General features: G+C 61.3%; 21 protein-coding genes and 1 tRNA gene. 7 read left to right on the top strand and 15 right to left on the bottom strand.

The genetic code is table 11. From position 1 onward, the window contains the following. The coding region (locus O2S87_RS14960; RefSeq protein ID WP_475409580.1) for an MBL fold metallo-hydrolase at positions 1-1,175 on the bottom strand (1,175 nt) is incomplete at its 3' end. Between the two features lie 167 nt (positions 1,176-1,342). On the opposite strand from O2S87_RS14960, the gene O2S87_RS14955 reads away from it, so the two are divergent. Then, positions 1,343-1,427, top strand: a tRNA-Ser gene (locus O2S87_RS14955). Positions 1,428-1,563: 136 nt separating this feature from the next. On the opposite strand, the gene O2S87_RS14950 is transcribed toward O2S87_RS14955, so the two are convergent. The 3 genes from O2S87_RS14950 to O2S87_RS14940 all read right to left on the bottom strand — a co-directional run bounded on the left by O2S87_RS14950 (position 1,564) and on the right by O2S87_RS14940 (position 4,031). Further along, the gene (locus O2S87_RS14950; RefSeq protein ID WP_475409579.1) at positions 1,564-1,893 is read right to left on the bottom strand and encodes a DUF8081 domain-containing protein; all 330 of its coding nucleotides are present in this window, start codon (positions 1,891-1,893) and stop codon (positions 1,564-1,566) included. Between the two features lie 63 nt (positions 1,894-1,956). After that, positions 1,957-3,486 (bottom strand): (R)-citramalate synthase, encoded by a 1,530-nt coding sequence (locus O2S87_RS14945; RefSeq protein ID WP_475409578.1) that lies wholly within the window; start codon positions 3,484-3,486, stop codon positions 1,957-1,959. Between the two features lie 176 nt (positions 3,487-3,662). Then, positions 3,663-4,031, bottom strand: a complete 369-nt coding sequence (locus tag O2S87_RS14940) for a DUF192 domain-containing protein (protein WP_475409577.1) — start codon at positions 4,029-4,031, stop codon at positions 3,663-3,665. A 50-nt stretch (positions 4,032-4,081) separates the two neighbouring features. Here O2S87_RS14940 and O2S87_RS14935 point away from each other — a divergent pair, with 50 nt between their 5' ends. The 4 genes from O2S87_RS14935 to O2S87_RS14920 all read left to right on the top strand — a co-directional run bounded on the left by O2S87_RS14935 (position 4,082) and on the right by O2S87_RS14920 (position 6,462). Further along, positions 4,082-4,591 carry a DUF7097 family protein gene (locus tag O2S87_RS14935; protein ID WP_475409576.1) on the top strand — a complete coding sequence of 170 codons (510 nt, stop codon included), beginning with the start codon at positions 4,082-4,084 and terminating at the stop codon, positions 4,589-4,591. Positions 4,592-4,670: 79 nt separating this feature from the next. Next, positions 4,671-5,096 carry a VOC family protein gene (locus O2S87_RS14930; RefSeq protein WP_475409575.1) on the top strand — a complete coding sequence of 142 codons (426 nt, stop codon included), beginning with the start codon at positions 4,671-4,673 and terminating at the stop codon, positions 5,094-5,096. A 159-nt stretch (positions 5,097-5,255) separates the two neighbouring features. After that, positions 5,256-5,807 carry a GMP synthase subunit A gene (locus O2S87_RS14925; protein WP_475409574.1) on the top strand — a complete coding sequence of 184 codons (552 nt, stop codon included), beginning with the start codon at positions 5,256-5,258 and terminating at the stop codon, positions 5,805-5,807. Between the two features lie 337 nt (positions 5,808-6,144). Beyond that, entirely contained in the window at positions 6,145-6,462 is a 318-nt protein-coding gene (locus O2S87_RS14920; protein ID WP_475409573.1) for a nickel-binding protein, read from the top strand. A 186-nt stretch (positions 6,463-6,648) separates the two neighbouring features. Here the strand turns inward: O2S87_RS14920 and O2S87_RS14915 are convergent, their stop codons facing one another. The 11 genes from O2S87_RS14915 to O2S87_RS14865 form a co-directional block, all read right to left on the bottom strand. Beyond that, positions 6,649-7,371, bottom strand: coding sequence for a maleate cis-trans isomerase family protein (locus tag O2S87_RS14915; protein ID WP_475409572.1), 723 nt, complete (start codon positions 7,369-7,371; stop codon positions 6,649-6,651). Next, positions 7,368-9,047 (bottom strand): hydantoinase B/oxoprolinase family protein, encoded by a 1,680-nt coding sequence (locus tag O2S87_RS14910; RefSeq protein WP_475409571.1) that lies wholly within the window; start codon positions 9,045-9,047, stop codon positions 7,368-7,370. The genes O2S87_RS14915 and O2S87_RS14910 overlap by 4 nt, the downstream gene beginning before the upstream one ends. Continuing rightward, positions 9,044-11,149 carry a hydantoinase/oxoprolinase family protein gene (locus O2S87_RS14905; RefSeq protein WP_475409570.1) on the bottom strand — a complete coding sequence of 702 codons (2,106 nt, stop codon included), beginning with the start codon at positions 11,147-11,149 and terminating at the stop codon, positions 9,044-9,046. Before O2S87_RS14905 ends, O2S87_RS14910 begins: the two co-directional genes overlap by 4 nt. An 83-nt stretch (positions 11,150-11,232) precedes the next feature. Beyond that, positions 11,233-12,441: an Nramp family divalent metal transporter gene (locus O2S87_RS14900; RefSeq protein WP_475409569.1), complete on the bottom strand. Its 1,209-nt coding sequence runs from the start codon at positions 12,439-12,441 to the stop codon at positions 11,233-11,235. Between the two features lie 196 nt (positions 12,442-12,637). After that, a complete protein-coding gene (locus O2S87_RS14895; RefSeq protein ID WP_475409568.1) occupies positions 12,638-13,186 on the bottom strand; it encodes a ribbon-helix-helix protein, CopG family in 549 nt (182 codons plus the stop codon). A 183-nt stretch (positions 13,187-13,369) separates the two neighbouring features. Continuing rightward, entirely contained in the window at positions 13,370-13,615 is a 246-nt protein-coding gene (locus tag O2S87_RS14890) for a DUF3194 domain-containing protein (RefSeq protein WP_475409567.1), read from the bottom strand. Then, complete coding sequence (locus O2S87_RS14885) at positions 13,616-13,996, bottom strand: prefoldin subunit beta (RefSeq protein ID WP_475409566.1); 381 nt, start codon at positions 13,994-13,996, stop codon at positions 13,616-13,618. 95 nt (positions 13,997-14,091) lie between these two features. Beyond that, a complete protein-coding gene (locus O2S87_RS14880; RefSeq protein WP_475409565.1) occupies positions 14,092-14,358 on the bottom strand; it encodes a KEOPS complex subunit Pcc1 in 267 nt (88 codons plus the stop codon). 7 nt (positions 14,359-14,365) lie between these two features. Then, positions 14,366-14,500, bottom strand: a complete 135-nt coding sequence (locus O2S87_RS14875) for a DNA-directed RNA polymerase subunit P (RefSeq protein ID WP_475409564.1) — start codon at positions 14,498-14,500, stop codon at positions 14,366-14,368. An 8-nt stretch (positions 14,501-14,508) separates the two neighbouring features. Then, positions 14,509-14,775 carry an eL43 family ribosomal protein gene (locus O2S87_RS14870; RefSeq protein WP_475409563.1) on the bottom strand — a complete coding sequence of 89 codons (267 nt, stop codon included), beginning with the start codon at positions 14,773-14,775 and terminating at the stop codon, positions 14,509-14,511. Between the two features lie 76 nt (positions 14,776-14,851). Continuing rightward, positions 14,852-15,583, bottom strand: coding sequence for a DUF2103 domain-containing protein (locus O2S87_RS14865; RefSeq protein ID WP_475409562.1), 732 nt, complete (start codon positions 15,581-15,583; stop codon positions 14,852-14,854). A gap of 161 nt (positions 15,584-15,744) precedes the next feature. On the opposite strand from O2S87_RS14865, the gene O2S87_RS14860 reads away from it, so the two are divergent. Beyond that, positions 15,745-15,870 carry a hypothetical protein gene (locus tag O2S87_RS14860; RefSeq protein ID WP_475409561.1) on the top strand — a complete coding sequence of 42 codons (126 nt, stop codon included), beginning with the start codon at positions 15,745-15,747 and terminating at the stop codon, positions 15,868-15,870. A gap of 7 nt (positions 15,871-15,877) precedes the next feature. Beyond that, positions 15,878-17,096, top strand: a 1,219-nt coding sequence (locus tag O2S87_RS14855; RefSeq protein WP_475409560.1) for an IS4 family transposase, incomplete at its 3' end; no start/stop codon positions are given.

Below are 17,096 nucleotides of genomic sequence, written 5' to 3'. Positions count from 1 at the left end.
CACGATCGCCAGATAGCTGAGTTTGCCTCTCTTTTTGTCAACGCTGCTGGATCGGTTGAGCAAATTATACTGCGGTGTCTTCGACCGATATCGATGACTGAGAGTGTGAGAATTCTTAGACAGGCTCTGATGCGCTCGTAATTCGGCGGCTTTTCGGGGAGTCGGGCGGTGATTTCTTCGACAAATGACTCACGATCACGGGCCAATAGATCGAGGTCAGTTCGTAACAGGCCGACAGTCGTGTCGACCGGTTCGCCCGGCGTGATCGGCGTCGTCCCGTCGTTGTCGACCGGGAAATGACCCGGCAGTACGTTCACCGAATCCGGTTCGGCCATCACGGTTCGGTGCAGTGAGTCGTACAGCAACTCGGCTCCGGTTGCGGCATCGCCGTCGCCGAACTGGAGTTCGGTCCGGCCGACCGAGTCGACGAAGATCGTATCACCCGTGAAGACGGCCTCGGTTCCGACGAGGTAGCTCACCATCTCAGAGGTGTGGCCCGGTGTTGCGAGCGCCTTGATATCGAGTCCACCCACGGAGACGACCTCGTTCGCGCCCAGCGGTTCGAACTCGTACTCGACGCCGCGGTCGACGGCTTCTTTGCCGAGATAGTAGGGAGTGCCTAATTCGGCTGCCAGTTCGCGGCCACCCGAGAGGTGGTCGGCGTGGACGTGGGTATCGAACACCGTGACGATCTCGCTGTCGAGCGAGTCGGCGGCCGCCTGGAACTCCTCGGTGTGGCGGGTGGCGTCGACGACGGCGGCCTCGCCCTCGCTGGCGATAACGTAGCCCAGACAGCCCTTGGCCCGTCGCTGGAGTTGGACGACGGTGAACTCGTTATACTCGATCTGCACGTGGTCGTAAACCCCGCCCCAGGCAGCCATTCCGCCCTCAACGACCGCGACATCCTCGTAGCCCGCTGCGTCCAACTCCTCGGCGAGTGCGCCGGAGGATTTGCCGATTGCACACATCGTTACGATGGGATCACTCGGGTCGAGTCCCGTCTCGGCCTCAAACTCGTCTCTGCTGAACTCGTGATCCGGCTTATAAAAGAACTGAACGGCGTGGGTGACGCGCCAGCTCTCAAAGCTTTCGTCATCGCGGGTGTCGACGACAGTTAGCGGTTCGCCGGAGTCGAGTCGGTCTCGGAACTCGTCGGCAGTGAGTACATTTTCCATGTTGTCCGTTCGGTGGGAATGCGGAAAAAGCCCGTCTACCACGTGTCTGGTGATTCGCGTGGTTTACAGAGTCGACAGTCGACTTCGAGAGACTATGTGAAACCGCCCCACAGCGTCCGCGTCGACCGGAATCTTTTAACCCGATACTGCCACACGTATTGGTGTAAGCCGAGGTAGCCTAGCCTGGCCAAGGCGGTAGATTCGAAATCTACTGTCCATTCGGACTCGGGAGTTCAAATCTCCCCCTCGGCGCTTCTCGCCGACACAACCTGCATAGTGGCACGTTTCATCGTGCCGTGAACCACTGTGTCGGCGTGTGCGACAGACGGGGGATTCGAATCAGGGACACTCGATCCGATATAAATAGTCGCCGCTTATTACTATACAGTCACACGTCGAGCGACGCGTTTCCGTCGTCGAACCCCTGTTGCTGGCTTCGGTCACCGCCGCGGAGTCGACGCCGCCGTTTATCGAAGGCGGCTTCGAGTTTCCCACGCGCGTTCCGGGAGACGAGATAGCCGTCGACGGTCGACTGGTCGGCGGGATGGGCGGCTTTGATCCAGACGTGGTCGCGGCCACCGCCGGAGAGGTCGTCGGCCCACGTTTCGGCGGCCCGGCGGCTCTCGAAGCGGCGGGTCGTTCCCTCACGGTTGACCACCCGGCCGACATCGCCGTTTCGCTTGCGGGCCGAGGGTTTGATCTCGACAACGTACGCCACAGCGGTGCTACAGGCCTATTTTATTTATATATGCGGATTCCTCACAGGGGCCGAAACGCCGGTTCAGTCGTCAGCGACCGGTTGTTCGGGCGGCTTCGCTGCCAGCAGGCGGTCGAGGGCGTCGACCATCGCGGTCACCGAGGCGCGGGTGATATCAGAATCCGAGGCGGCGACAGTGACCGAGTGGTCGCCGCGGGTCATCGCCACCTCGACGGTGACCACGGCATCAGTGCCGCCAGTGATCGCGTCGACATGGAACGAATCCAGATCCGCATCCGCTGCGGGGCCGAGCGCCTCGCGGACCGCTTTGACCGCGGCGTCGACCGGCCCAGAACCGGTTCCGGCGGCCACGCGTTCCTCGTCGCCGACGCGGAGTTTGACGCTCGCCGTGGGAACGTCGCCGCCGCTGGCGGTCGTCAAGGTGAGCAGTTCGACGAAGCGATCCCGTTCGCGGCCCTGGACGTCTTCGGCGATCGCCAGCAGATCGGCATCAGTCACGCGCTTGCCGCGGTCGCCGAGAGCTTTGACGCGTTCGACGATCTGTGCGAGTTCGTCGTCGGAGACGTCGACCGAGTGCTCGGTGAGTGCGGATTCGACGCCTGCACGCCCGGCGTGCTTGCCGAGGACGAGCCGACGCTCGCGACCCACGGTTTCGGGTGGGTAGGGCTCATACATCGTCCCGTCCTTGAGCGTGCCATCGGTGTGGATGCCGCTTTCGTGGGTGAACGTGTTCTGGCCGATGACGGCCTTGTTCGGGGCCAGCGGGATGCCCGTGTTCTGGCTGACGGTCGTCGCCAGCTCGTAGACCGCTTCGAGATTCAGCGTCTTCAGACCGTAGCTGTGCGAGAGAGCGATAGCGACCTCCTCGATAGCGACGTTGCCCGCCCGTTCACCGATGCCGTTGACCGTTCCGTGAACGAAATCGGCTCCGGCTTTGAGTCCGGCGTGGACGTTGGTCATCCCGAAGCCGAGATCGTCGTGGGTGTGGACGCTCGTCGGGCCGAGCTCGGCGAGCTGGGAGACGATTTTGTAGGTGTGTTCGGGGCTCGCGTGGCCGACAGTATCCGCATAACAAAACCGGTCGGCTCCAGCCTCGTGGCCCGCGGCCGCGAGATCGGTGAGGAACTCGGGGTCCGCCCGCGAGCCGTCCTCCCCTAGGAGTTCGACCCACAGATCGTGATCGAGGGCGTACTCGACGAGGTCGACCGATTTCTCGATAACTTCCTCGCGCGTCGAGCCGACCTTGGTTTCGATGTGTTTGTCAGATGAGGGAACGACGATTGTTACCCCGTCGACGTTACAGTCCATGGCGTGGTCGATGTCGGATTTGATGCCGCGAGCGAAGCTCGTAACGGTGGCATCGAGATCCAGCGCGGTGACGCCGCGGATACAGTCACGCTCGCCCTCGGAGGTACAGGCGCTGCCCGCCTCGATCACGTCGATCGTTGCGGCTTCGAGTGCATGGGCGATCTCGACTTTCTCCTCGGGGGTCAAAGAGACGCCAGGGGCCTGTTCGCCGTCTCGGAGGGTGGTGTCTAACAGCTGTACGTCGTCTGCAGGAATCGCCGATTGAGTTGAGTGGTCACTGTACAACTCGGATGTGTTGGTTGAATTCACGTCTAAAGATGACTCAGCAGGCAATTTCACGGCCAGCCGGGTCGCCCCGACTTACTCTATCCTCGGTGGAGTGTGGGTGCTCCATTGTACAAATTATTCACACATACAGGGAAATAAAGCTGCCGTCTCCTTTTCATGGGTATCGACCTCGATTATTCGTCGACCAGTTCGACTGTATCGCCCGGCTCGATCCTGTCGGCGGCCCCCGCTGGAAGTTCGATAATCGAATCGGCAGTCCCCCGACCGAGGCCGATCCACGGCCGGAGTCGTTTGATGGCGACGACCTCGGTTCCGACGAGCCAGACTGCGTCAATGGCGAACGGAACGAACACCATGTGGAGGTCCCGCGAATCCGGCTCGTCGAACCGAAAGACGAGCGCGTATTCCTCCGGGACTGATCGGCGAAACATGAGGCCCCGCGCTCGGGCGAAAAACGAGTCGGCGATCTCGATCTCGGTGGCGATCACTCGCTCGTCGGGCGAGAGGTCATCCGGCGGACCGCGGCGGTGAACGAGGCGCACAGGGTCGGATTAGTCGGCCACTATTTATTTGTAGGGGTCCCAGCGAGGGTATGGAGCGAACGCCCGAGGGAACGCCCGTTGGCGTCGACAACCCCTACGAGATCGCTGGCGTCTGTGACCATCTCACCAGCGACGGCCGGTGTCGGCTCGCACTCCGGCACGCCGGTGTCGATCCCGAGTTCGCCGCCGAGCGGGCGGCTGACGACTACGCGTGCCACGTCGGTGAGGACGGCGAGTGGTCTGACTGTCGACACTACCGGTCGACGACCAACGACCGAGAGTGCGAACGCTGTGGGCTCGAAGAAGTCCGCGTTGCCCACGACGAACGTCGGCCACTGCTCGAAGAACACCATCTCTCGTATGCCGACGACGAGGGAACGAGCCACGAGATCACTGTCTCGCTGTGTCGCTGGTGTCACGCCAAGATCCACCAGTCGTTCGCACGCGTCGACGACGACGTCGCACCCGACCCCGAGGCGATCGCCGAACGCGAAACTAGACGGGCCGCCGAGAACCGAGAGTTCAGCTTCCAGTCGGCCCGCGAGCGCGTTGACGAGTGAGAAACTGAGTATTACTGAAACGGGCTCAAGCCATTAAATCGACAGAACTCGTATACGGCAGCCACCGGCTACTAATCGTATGTCCAATGCGCATCTCGGTCACGTCCACTTGAAAGTGACCGATCTCGACCGTGCGGTCGGGTTCTATACGAATCTACTCGGTCTCGGAGTCACCGAGCAACACACCAACTTCGCGTTCCTCTCGTTCGGCGACCATCACCACGATCTCGCCCTCCAGGCCCATCCAAATGCCACCTCTCTACCGCCGCAAAGCACCGACCTCTATCACGTCGCCTTTGAGGTCGACTCGCTCGAGGCGGTAGGCGATGCCTACGAATGGCTCACCAACCGCGAGATCACTGTCAGTCCGGTCGACCACGGCATCAGCACGGCGATCTATTTCGACGATCCCGACGGCAACGACGTCGAACTCTACGTCGACACGCGTGAGGAACGTGCGTCCTGGGACGGACGAAACAGTCGGTTCGATCCAACGACGGTGTGACGTTCCGCGTCGACAATGGTTGTATATTGTCGACCTGGTTTTCGGTTGGAACCAACCCACGGCGGCCAGTCTCCCGACGAGACTGGTACGCATTGCACGAACGCGCATATCTCTCCGGCGATCCGGTTCGTTTTTGAGCCTGAACGTCCAACACCGCGCATGACTCGCATTGTCGTTATCGACAACCACGGGCAGTTTACGCATCTGGAGCACCGTGCGCTCCGGGATCTCGGCGTCGACACCGAACTTATCGACAACGATGTCGACCCAGCCGACGTCGACGCGGACGGTATCGTTCTCTCGGGCGGCCCGGATATGGATCGGGCCGGACGCTCGGCGGAGTATCTCGATCTTGATGTTCCTGTGTTGGGCATCTGTCTCGGGATGCAACTCATCGCACAGGAACTCGGCGGCAGCGTCGGGTCGGGCGAGTACGGCGGCTACGCCGACGTGACGGTCGAAATCCTCGACGACGAGGACCCACTCATCGGCTCGCTTGCGCCCGAAACGCGGGTGTGGGCCAGCCACGCCGACGAGGTCAAAGAAGTGCCCGACGGGTTCACACACACCGGCACGTCGGACGTCTGTGGAATCGAGGCGATGAGCGACGTCGACCGCGATCTGTATGGTGTTCAGTGGCACCCTGAAGTCATTCACACCGAAGAAGGCGAGGAAGTCTTCGAGAACTTCCGGGCGATCTGCGAGCAATAGGGTTCGTTAACGCTGTTGAACTCGTACGGAATTGAGAGGTCTTCTGTGCTGAATATAGAGGATGAGTTCAGCACGACGGCTTTGTTTGTTTCACACCGATAACAGTGAGCCACCGGCTCCCTACCCGTATGGATCCATCATAAGTGTGTAGGACTTTTGATAAACTGGAGTGAACTTTCCGAGACATTCCGAGCAACATCCCCTCGGGTTGGAGGGCCGCTACAACAGCCGAGTCAATAGAAACAGATCCGAAATATTTATAAGGCCCTTTATAACGGTTGGGAACCTACTAGCAGTGAGAACTCGAACAGTGTACTGTTCCTTCTCAGGAAATACCATGACTAACTATGACGTATTGCGGGAGTTCGATGCGGGAATCACAAGGGAGCAGTTAGAGCAGGCGGTTGAAAGCTCGGGCGAAGCCATTGAAGAACTCCGAAGCGGGGGCGTGCCGATGTCGTATCTCGGTTCCCAAACGTTTCTCAAGGAGGATGGATCAATCGGGGCGACGATGTGTCGCTACGACGCTGACTCTGAAGCGACGCTCCGCGAACACAGTGAGCGGGCCGGTCTTGCTGTGAGCGATATCTTCGTGGTTGGCCCCCCGCACGCTGGGCTGGCCCCAAAGACCGTCGGCACGTCGAAATCGACCTGAAGCGGCGGTTACAAACGAAAGAACATAACTTTATTTGAGAAACTGGGCCATGGATACTTGTTCTGTGCTGATCGAATCGGGCGATCCTTGAATCCGGTACTGAGACGTGCAACATTCGCGCTGTGTATTCAGCAGAGTCTCTAATAACTGCCTCTTATCCAGAATTATATCAAATCAGATTGTTGCTCACTCCCCGTCGACCATGAGCCTCGATTCGACACCAAGACTCCGACAGACGTCCCACAGCGTCGCCGAATTGCTCGAAATCACGGGCACCCCGAGATCGGCTTCCAACGTTCCGAGCATCGACATGGCCTGGTAGTTCGTACAGGAAACGAAGACGGCGTCGACGTTGAGCGATCCGTCGTCAGTCCGAAGATCGTTGACGACCCCCCGAACCTGTCGGTAGGCGGCCTCCGGCGATAGTCGACCGATGTCGGTGTTCGCGGTGATTCCTCGACCGTCGATCGAGACGATCTCGTAGCCACCGGCTTCGAGATACGACCGCTCGCGCTCGTCGATATCGGCCGTGTAGGGCGTGACGACGGCGATCTGAGTCGCATCAAGCGCCTCAAGCGCCCGGTCGACCGACAGCGCGGTCGCCACCGCGGGCACGCCCGCCGTGTCGGCCAACTCGGCTTCGAGTTCTGCGTCGAAGCCCGGCCCGTGAATCAGACTCCCGGTCGTGCAGGCGTAGGCAACTGCGTCGACGTCGGCATCCGAAAGGAGCGAGGCGGCCCGCGCGGCGTCGTCGCTCATCGCATCGAGTTCGTCGACGGTGACCGATTCGAGTCGCATTCGCGCGCCAAACACCTCGACGCCCAACGGGGCGTGGGTTCGGAACTCGGGTTCGGCGGTCGTGTTCGACGAGGGAACGATCAGGCCGATCCGCCCGCGCCAGCCGGTCATTGGTCGACCTCCCCTTGCTCGGCCGACTCCGAGACTTTCCCGTCGGCTCGGTCGCGCTCGCGCTGTGCTGGTTTGCGATCTGTCGGCGCTCCGTGGCCCCCGCCGCCGGGCGTTCGTACCGTGACGACCGTTCCGGCGGGCACCTCGCGGGTCGTTTTCGCCTCGACCGTCGTTTCGGACTCACCGGGCACTGCCAGTCGGTTCTCGCCGCACGCGCCGGGGTTGCCGCCGTCGACGCCCTGCGGCTGGTGGCGTCGGCGCTCGGTGAGCAACGAAACGGTCGCATCGCGCTCGATGCGGATGCGGCGTTCGAGACCGAGGCCCCCGCGGAATCTCCCATCACCGCCGCTGTCGGCTCGCAGCGCATACCGGTCGACGCGGAGCGGATACTCGGATTCGAGCGATTCGACCGGCGTGTTGAGCGTGTTGGTCATACCGACCTGGACGCCGTCCATCCCGTCGGCGGTCGACCGGCCGCCGAAGCCACCGCCGATGGTCTCGTAGTAGGCGAACTCGCCGTCGCGGCCACCGATGATGAGGTTGTTCATCGTCCCCTGTCCCTGGGCGGGCACGCGGTCGGGGGCCGCCTCGGCGAGCGCGAGAAACACCACGTCGGTCACGCGCTGGCTGGTTTCGACGTTACCGCCGACGACCGCCGCGGGGGGCCGCGGATTCAGGAGGCTCCCTTCGGGCGCGTTGACCTCGATCGGGGCATAACACCCCTCGTTCGGCGGTATTTCCGGGTCAGTGATACACCGAACCACGAAGTAGACCGCGCTTTTGGCGACCGCCAGCGGCGCGTTGAGGTTGCCGTCGACCTGTTCGGCGGTCCCCGCGAAGTCGACGGTGACCGTCGATCCCGCCACCGTCAACTCGACGCAGATCTCGATATCTCGGTCGCTGATTCCGTCGCCTTCGAGCACGTCGGTCGCGCGGAAGAGGCCGTCTGGCAGGTCGGCAATCGCCTCGGTGATTCGTTCGCGTGAGTAGTCGATCACCGCGTCGAAACCGTCGACGACGCGTTTTTGGCCGTGTTCGCCCAGCAGATCGCCGAAGCGCTCCTCGGCGCGTTCGTTCGCCGCGAGCTGGGCGCGCAGATCGGCGCGGCGCTCGTCGGGGTTGCGGACGTTCGCGAGTATCAGCGACAGCAGTTCGTCGTCGCGCTCGCCCTCGCGAACCAGCCGAACCGGCGGGATCCGAAGGCCCTCTTGATAGATTTCGCGGGCTCCCGCGGGCATGCTCCCAGGAGCCATCCCCCCGACGTCGGCGTGGTGGGCGCGGCTGACCGCGTAGCCGAGAATCTCGTCTCGCGGGGCGATCGGCGAGACGAGCGTCACGTCCGGTAGGTGAGTCCCACCCTCAAACGGGTCGTTCAGGATGAAGATGTCGCCCACTTGCGGATCACGGTCGAGAACCGCGTCGACGGCCTCGGGCATCGCACCGAGGTGGACCGGAATGTGTTCGGCCTGCGCAACCATCCGGCCGGCGGCGTCGAAGATGGCGGTCGAACAGTCCTGTCGCTCCTTGATATTCGGCGAGTAGGCTCCGCGGATGAGCACTTGGCCCATCTCCTCGGCGACGCTCTCGAACTGGTTGCGCAGCACTTCGAGCGTGATTGGGTCGATCGCTGTCGGGTTTCGTTCCTTGTCGCTGGTCATGTTTGTGTCTCCGGTCATCGGTCTGTCTCCGCAGTCTGTTCATCGCCATGCGTCAACACGAGCGCGCCGTCGGCTCGGAGTCGACCGCGCCAGCCCGGCGGCACGACGGTCGTGCTCTCGTCCTGTTCGAGCACCGCCGGGCCCGACACGCGGGCGTCCACTGCAAGTGCTGATCGGTCGTAAACTGCCGTTTCGACCCGATTTTCGCGCTCGGCAAACAACACCGGTCGCGACCCGATCCGGGCCTCGCCACCACCCTCGTGGCGGATTTCGGGGGTCGACCCTTCGATGGTCGCGGTCACCCGGAGGTTCACGAGTTCGACCGGCGCGTTTAGGTCGTAGCCGTAGGTCCGCTCGTGGATCGCGGCGAACGTTTTCGCAACGATCTGGCGGTCGAACCCTTCGACCGGCACGGTGAGTTCGAAGCTTTGGCCAGCGTACCGGCAGTCGACCGCGCGTTCGATTTTCGCTGCACTTGGCTCCGACGCCTCGGTGAGAACGCTGTCAACGAGTTCCTCGTACGTCGAGTCGATCTCGGCAGGTTCGGCCTCGGCAAGTGGCGTTTTGATCGTCCGGAGTGCGTCGTGGGTCTCGTCGGCCGCGAGCAGCCCATAGGCCGACAGCACACCCGCGGGGGCCGGAACGATCACGCGAGTCACGCCGAGATCCTCGGCGAGCGCCGCCGCGTGCATCGGTCCTGCCCCGCCAAAGGCGACCAGCCCGAAGCTCCGCGGATCGTGACCGCGCTCGACGGTCACCGATCTGATCGCGCGGGTCATCGTCGCGTTGGCGATCCGGAACACGCCGCGGGCTGCTGCCTCGGCGTCGGCCAACCCGGCCTCGTCGGCGAGTTGCTCGAGCGCATCGACGGCGGCCTCAACGTCGAGGGTGAGTTCACCCCCGAGAGCGGTCTCTTCACCGATGACGCCAAGAACCACGTTCGCATCCGTGACCGTCGGGCGCGTCCCGCCGTGGCCGTAACACGCCGGGCCGGGGTCTGCGCCCGCCGATTCGGGGCCGACCCGGAGCGCACCGCCGGCATCGACCCACGCAATCGAGCCACCGCCCGCACCGACGGTGGTGACGTCGACCATCGGCGTGCGGATCGGAATCCCGTCGATGTCGGTTTCGGTGGTTCGCTCGGCGCGGCCCTCCCGGACGAGGCTCACGTCGCTCGACGTCCCGCCCATATCGAAAGTGACGACACCCGCCGGTGTCGACGCGTCCATGTCGTTGGGTTTGGTCGATGCTTTTGCATCGTCTACGGTCGCCGCCGCGCCGACAACGCCCGCGGCGGGTCCCGACATAGTCGTCAATACAGCCCGGTCGCTGACGGTCTCGATGCTCGCGATTCCACCGTTAGCCTGCATAACCCGTGGTTCGGGAACGCCAGCCTCACGGGCGCGGTCGGTGAGTCGGCTGAGATAGCCGCGGATCGCGGGCGTAACGTAGGCGTCGACGGCGGTCGTCGCCGTGCGCTCGAACTCGCGGAACTCCGGGAGGACCTCGTGAGACGTCGACACCGGAATATCGAGTTCCTCGCGCAACACGCTGGCGACTGCCTGTTCGTTCGCCGGATGGGCGTAAGCGTGCAGCAGGCAGACGGCGACGCTCTCGGCCCCACTTGCTTCGATGTCGGCAGCGAGCGCGCGCACGTCGTCGAGGTCGACCGCTCGTTCGACACCCTCGACGGTCGACCGTTCGTCGATTTCGAACCGGCGCGAGCGCGGAACCAGCGCCTTGGGTTTCGTGGCGTCGAGATCGTAGAGCGACGGGCGGTTCTGTCGGGCGATTTCGAGTACGTCTCGAAAGCCCTCGGTCGTCACGAGTGCGGTTTTGGCCCCCGCGCGTTCGAGCAGCGCGTTGACCGAGACGGTCATCGCGTGTGCGAAGCTGTCGATTTCGGTCGGCTCGATGCCGGCGCGCCGACAGGCTTTTTCGAGCCCATCCAGGACGCCGACGCTCTGATCGGCCGTCGACGGTACTTTCGCGGTGACGAGCCGATCGTCGACGAACAGCGCGACGTCCGTGAACGTCCCGCCGACGTCGACGCCGATTCTGGTTTCGACATCGGTAGCTTCCGATCCGTTTGTAGTGTGGCTTGGTTCGGTGTGTTCCATCAAATCGTAATAACTGTTGTTCGTGTGCGGTGTGCTTGAAACTTCATTCGGTTCGTGTGAATAGTGGAATCTTGGCTGTCGTCCTACCAGAACGGGAAGTTGCTGACGATTGTTTCGTACGCGATGACGATCACGACGAGCGAGACGATCCCGCCGAGGACGTTCTGTGCGGTGCTGTTGGTGTACTCGCCGAGCAGCGCCTCGTTGTTCATCGCATAGATCAGGAATATCGCGATAATTGGGAGTAGGAGACCGTTTGCGACCTGTGCGGCGAGGATCACCTCGACCGGATTGTATCCGAGCCCCGAAAAGACGGTGCCGACACCGAGAATCGACAGCCAGATTGCCCGAAATCGGGTCGACGTCAGGTCACGCTCCCAGCCGAGCGCGCCGGCGGTCGCGTACGCACCCGCCAGCGGTGCACTGAGTGCGCTGGTAAAGCCGGCGGCGAACAGTCCGATCGAAAACAGCACGAGTGCGTAGCCACCGAAGACGGGTTCGAGCTGTTCGGCCATCGCACCGAAGTCGCTTATCTCGGTTCCCGCAGGGAAGACCGCGGCGGCCGTGACCACGATTGCGGTCGTGATGAGCCCGCCGAAGGCGATCATCAAAATTGTGTCTGTTTGACACTCCTGGAGATCCTCTGGGCCGTCCCACCGTTCCTGGACGGTGCTCGCGTGCAGAAACAGGTTGTAGCCGACGACGGTCGTTCCGACGAGCCCGGCGATGAGAAACGCCGATCCCTCCGGTACCGTCGGCACGAGACCGCCGGCGAACGCGCCCAGATCCGGGCCAACGATGAGCATGTTTATCACGAACGAAAGCCCCATTACGGTGACGAGCCCGACGAAGATCCGTTCGATCAGTTTGTAGTTACCCGTCCACAGCAACCCGGCGGCGAGCAGCCCGATGGCTGGCCCCCAAATGCTATCGCTGACGCCGGTGAGTGTCTCGAGTCCGGCCGCGCCGCCAGCGATATTTCCGGTTTGGAACGCCGCGGTACCGATGCCGATGGCGCTTACCACCAGAAACACGGTGATTGCCTTGAGAACCGGATTCGAGAACTCGTTTCTGAGTGCTTCGCCGAGGCCTTCACGGCTGATGAGTCCGAGTCGCGCGCTCATCTCTTGGAGCACCATCGTCGTGATGATCGAAAAGACGATTGTCCAGACGAGGAGGTACGAGTACTCTGCGCCGATGACGCTCGCGGTCGTTACCGTTCCTGGACCGACGAACGCCGCCGCGACCAGCGCTCCCGGTCCGATCGATTTCAGTCTGTCAATCAGTTTCATGAGTGTGATCTACACACAAGGATCTCGCAGGGTAACAAAACCGTTGTTGAGTGTTTCACATATTTTCGAATACAAAACACACAGTACGTGATCTACCGTGTGAATTGGTGTGAACTATTGTGCGTGTTTCTCACAGATCTACTGTTTCTCCAATTTGGCCTCTCATTGATCGGGGCGAGCATCGGTCGACCTCGTGTTACGAACCGGTCGACGTTTCAGTGATAATCACCTTGGAAAATCCCTGTTCGATCTCGATCTCGGTCGGGAGGTCAGCGGTGCTGCGCTCGATAAAGCGCGTCATGAACCACCGGATCGACCGCGAGGGAAAGACGATGTGGTAGACACCGGTCGACTCCTCGCGCACGTCCAAAAACCCACAGAACGAGAGCCATTCGAGAAGCTCGCCGACCTCGTCGAACCGCTGGGCGTACTCACAGGCGTGGTACTCCGAGACCCGGTCTGCGGCGGCGACGAACTCGGGGTCCGGGTCGCCCCCGTCGTAGAGGTGATCGAGAAAAGCGTGGAGGAAGTCGACGTCGAGCAGCACGTGTTCGCCCGACGAGAGCATCCGGTAGTACTGTTCGAGGTTATTGCTCGGTTGGCCAGTCGCGGCCTCGAAGTTCGCCGCATAGAATTCGAGCGCCCGACGAACCGTCTGGCTCTGGCCCTCTTCGGTTTCTGCGAGCAGGAGTTCGAGCGCCGCGGTCGACTCGTCGTCGAGCGACACCGTCACGCGGCGGGTCATACTGTGATGTACGTAGAGAGCGGTATATAGGTATGCGAAAGTGTGACACAACAGATATGCTTACTTTCGCTACACGTTCTAGATTTCCATGTTTCGACCAGCCTGTAGTTGGGGTTTTGATCTGTGTGCGAAAAACGGATTCGGCACACCGCGCGAATCCGTGAAAAACGGTGTCGGTCTGAATCAGGCAAACAGTTCGTCGACGGCTTCCTCGGCGGCCTCCACTGCTTCGTGGGCGACCGCTTCCGGATCTTCGTCGGTGTCGTCGACGGTATTCAAATAGACATCGACATCCAGGATACCATCATCAAAACCGACGGTGATGTCGAGGTCTTTGACCGCGCTCGACTGGAAGCGAGCGAAGACGAGGCCTTCGGCAGCCTCGGCGGCCGTCTGGACGACCGTCTGGTCAGTTGGCTCCGAACTCATTTAGGCGCCTGCGCCGCCTGGCCCTTGCGGACCGCCCGCACCGCTGAGCATCTCTTGGAGCTCTTCTTGGAGCTTCTCGAAGCGCTCTTGGACTCGTGATTCCTGTTTTGTGAGCTGCTCAACGCGGACTTCGAGCCGTTCGTGTTTTGATTCGAGCTCTTCGGCCGCCGACTCGTAGTCGGTTTCGATTAGCAGTTCGCCGACCTCGCGGTACATCACGGAGTCGTCGTCGACACCTTCGAGCGCTTCGAGCGCGGTCTGGGTCTCGCTGAGCGAGGTTTCGGTCTGCTGTTTCTGCTGGGCAACGTTCTGTGCGGTCTCTTGGAGATCCTGCAGCGTTTCGAGTTTTTCTTGTGCTTCCGGCGGTAGGTTTCCTTGCATACGTTCGGGGTCGGTCGCCACACGCAAAAACCCCAGCAATTCCGATTGATCCCTGTTTATGCCGTTTCAGCGCCTCAGAAGATCGATTTCGACCGTTAGGAAATTCGCGTTGACTCACAGCCAGCGATCTGCTCGGCGACCGAGACGTACCGAAGCCAGCTGTTGAGCCCCGCTCGCAGGGCGACGAGATCGTCGGCCGCCACGTCGACCGCAACGCGGCTATCAGTCCGGCTTACACCGACCGTCGATCGGTCGTCGTCGAGTTGGTCGACTTCGGGGTCGATGCTTCGTTCGACGAGCCGTGCGGCTTCAGTGGAGGGGTATTCGAAGGAAAGAACCGCAGTGTGGACGTGCGGGGACACGACCGAGTTACTGGACGGAGACTTCTTTGATGCCGCCGCCGCGTTCTTTGAGCAGCACGCGGTGACCGCAGTACGGACAGCGGACGCCGCCGTACTCGTCGAGCGTCACGTCGCGCTTACAGCGGGAACATTTGTAGCTCATCGGCTGAGTTACTCGTCGTCGGCCAGTGCGGCGCGGATCGAGCGTCGAACCTGCCGGCCGCCGGGCGTCTCGGGCTTGTAGGCACCGCCGGCGAATTTCTCGCCCGTTTCTTCGTTGACCCAGATACCGGTGCCGACGCGCTTGACGCTGTCGCCGTCGACGGTGGCGCTCTGCATGTCGGCTTCGATCTCTTTGACTCGCTTGCGTGACACCCGTCCGTACCGTGCACCGAACCGACCGGCGCTGCCGGTCGATCGTGCCTTGTTGTCGGCCATAGTAGCAGTTGCTACTGCCAGTACGCGTAAAAAGCTGTTGAGTCCGGTCGACCGTGCGAGTCGCTTGCAGTGATGGCTACTGGAGGTCCTCGTCGGCCAGCGCCTCGTTGAGATCCGCCCGCACGCGCTCGCCCGTATCGAGGTCCATCGCGGTCGTCACCAGCCGGTTTTCCTGCACACTCGACCCATCCCGAAGCAGCATCCGGACGTTGCCGTTCGTATCGGCCCGCGTCACTTTCGCCCGCAGGCCTTTCTGCGAGCCGATCCCCCCGGCATCGATCGGGCCGGGGATGATTTTCTTTATATGCGGGTGGTCGGCGACAATGCCGATGGCCCGTCGACCACGGCGGTCGCCGATAATCGTCGAATGGCTGCCACCGATCTTCTCGCGCGGCGGGATGTCGACGACGTCGAGCGCCCGCGAGCCCCGGCGGTCGATCACAGCCTGGACCGGATCGTCGTCGGGAACCCGATAAAACGAGTAGTGGAGTTGTGTGCGTGTTTCGCGCAGCGGCTCGCGCTCGCCCGCAGCGAAGACAGTTTCGGGGCGTTTGCGCTGGATCTCGTCGGCGACCCGTCCCGCGAAGTTCCGGAGTTCGACCACGGCCGCCCGGTCGTCGTGCTCGTCGACTGGCTCGGGGACGGTCGTAATCGTCGTCTCGCCCAGGATGTCCTCGCCGTCGAGCATCGTGAGCGTGGCTTCGTCGCGAGCGAAGTCGACGACGACCGCCTCGCAGTTGGCCGTCTCGCAGACCAGACAGTAGTCACCCGGTCGGTCGAGCGAGGAGTGACACTGTCCGCAGTTCATACTGTAGCGTTTGACTCACCGAATAAAACGCCATTCGTTCGGCGAAAGTAAGGGATCTGACACTGAAACCGGCCGAGCGATCAGCTTGTTCCCATTTACTGAGAAGATGCTGGTGTATTTAGGACCGATACGGGCGTCTCTCAAACTGTGAGGGAACCACCATGACAACTAACACACGAACCATCATGCTGTTCGGAACCCGCCACGACTTCGAGTACCCCGAGACGGTTGCGGCCTACACGACTGTCTCTTACCCACAAATACTATTCCCGCTGCTGAAGGACTGAAATCAGCATGAACAGCACTCTGCAACAGGGATCGATGGATTTCAGTAGTGATTACTCATTCCCTGAAATGGACATATCAAGCCAGGTGCAAGCCGAATTTCGGCACGCTGAGTTTGGAGACGCACGACTCACCGACCGGTTGGTTCAGATTGGGGATGAACTCGGCAGTTCACCTGCCGAGTCTATCCCCATCGCCTGCAAAGATCTCGCCTCAACAAAGGCTACATACCGATTTTGCGATAATGAGCATGTGTACGCATCCGAAATCCTCGCTTCCCACAGGCAAGCACAACTGTCACGAATCCAAGAGACGGACGAGCTTCTCGTCGTCTCTGATACAACTGAGCTTACCTTCCCCCACCATCCAGCAAAAGAAGGCCTCGGCGATATCGGTACGGCTGAGATGGAGATCCACGGCGTCAAAGTCCACTCAACAATTGGAATTGACCCACAGACTCACCACATGACGGGGGTCATCGATCAGCAGTCGCTGATCGAAGACCGAGAAACCGGGACTACATACGATACAAACGGCAACAATGAGCCGATTCCGCTTGAAACGCGCCACACAAAGTGGATTCGTGGGGATAGACGTGCTAGAGCGTGGCTTCCTGAAGACGTACGGTCAATCTTTGTCCACGACCGCGCAGCAGACGACTTCTCGTTGTACGCTGAAATAATCGATGAGATGGACAACGCTGGCTTTGTCGTGCGTGCGCAGTACAACAGGAATATACGCACACCGACTGGAGAAGATGGGAAACTCTTCGACTGGAGTAGCGACCTTCCCGAGGAAGGTCGCACGACAATCAATATCCAACAGGCTGGTGGGCGAGACGCACGGACTGCGGAGCTGTCAATTGCAACAGGGACGTGTGATCTTGTGCCGGTAAAGACTGCTGCTGATGAACCAGACTCCGTTTCAGTGAACGTTGTACGGGCTGAGGAAGTTGGAGAGCATGAAGATCCGATGCAGTGGGTGCTACTCACCACTGCATCGGTTGGAAATATAGATCAGGCATTGACGGTCATTGAGCAGTACCGGCTTCGCTGGCGGATCGAAGACTGGCACAAAGCACTGAAAACAGGTTGTAAAATCGAAGAACGGCAACTCCAGACGTGGGACCGCATGGATGTACTGTTAGGCGTGTACTCAGTAATTGCGTGGAAGGTACTGGAGTTGCGAGATCTAGCTCGTGAGGACTCAGCGGCTGATCCAGCAGTAT

The organism is Halohasta sp. A2 (genome assembly GCF_056175805.1).
This window is presented reverse-complemented; position numbering and strand designations above follow the sequence as displayed.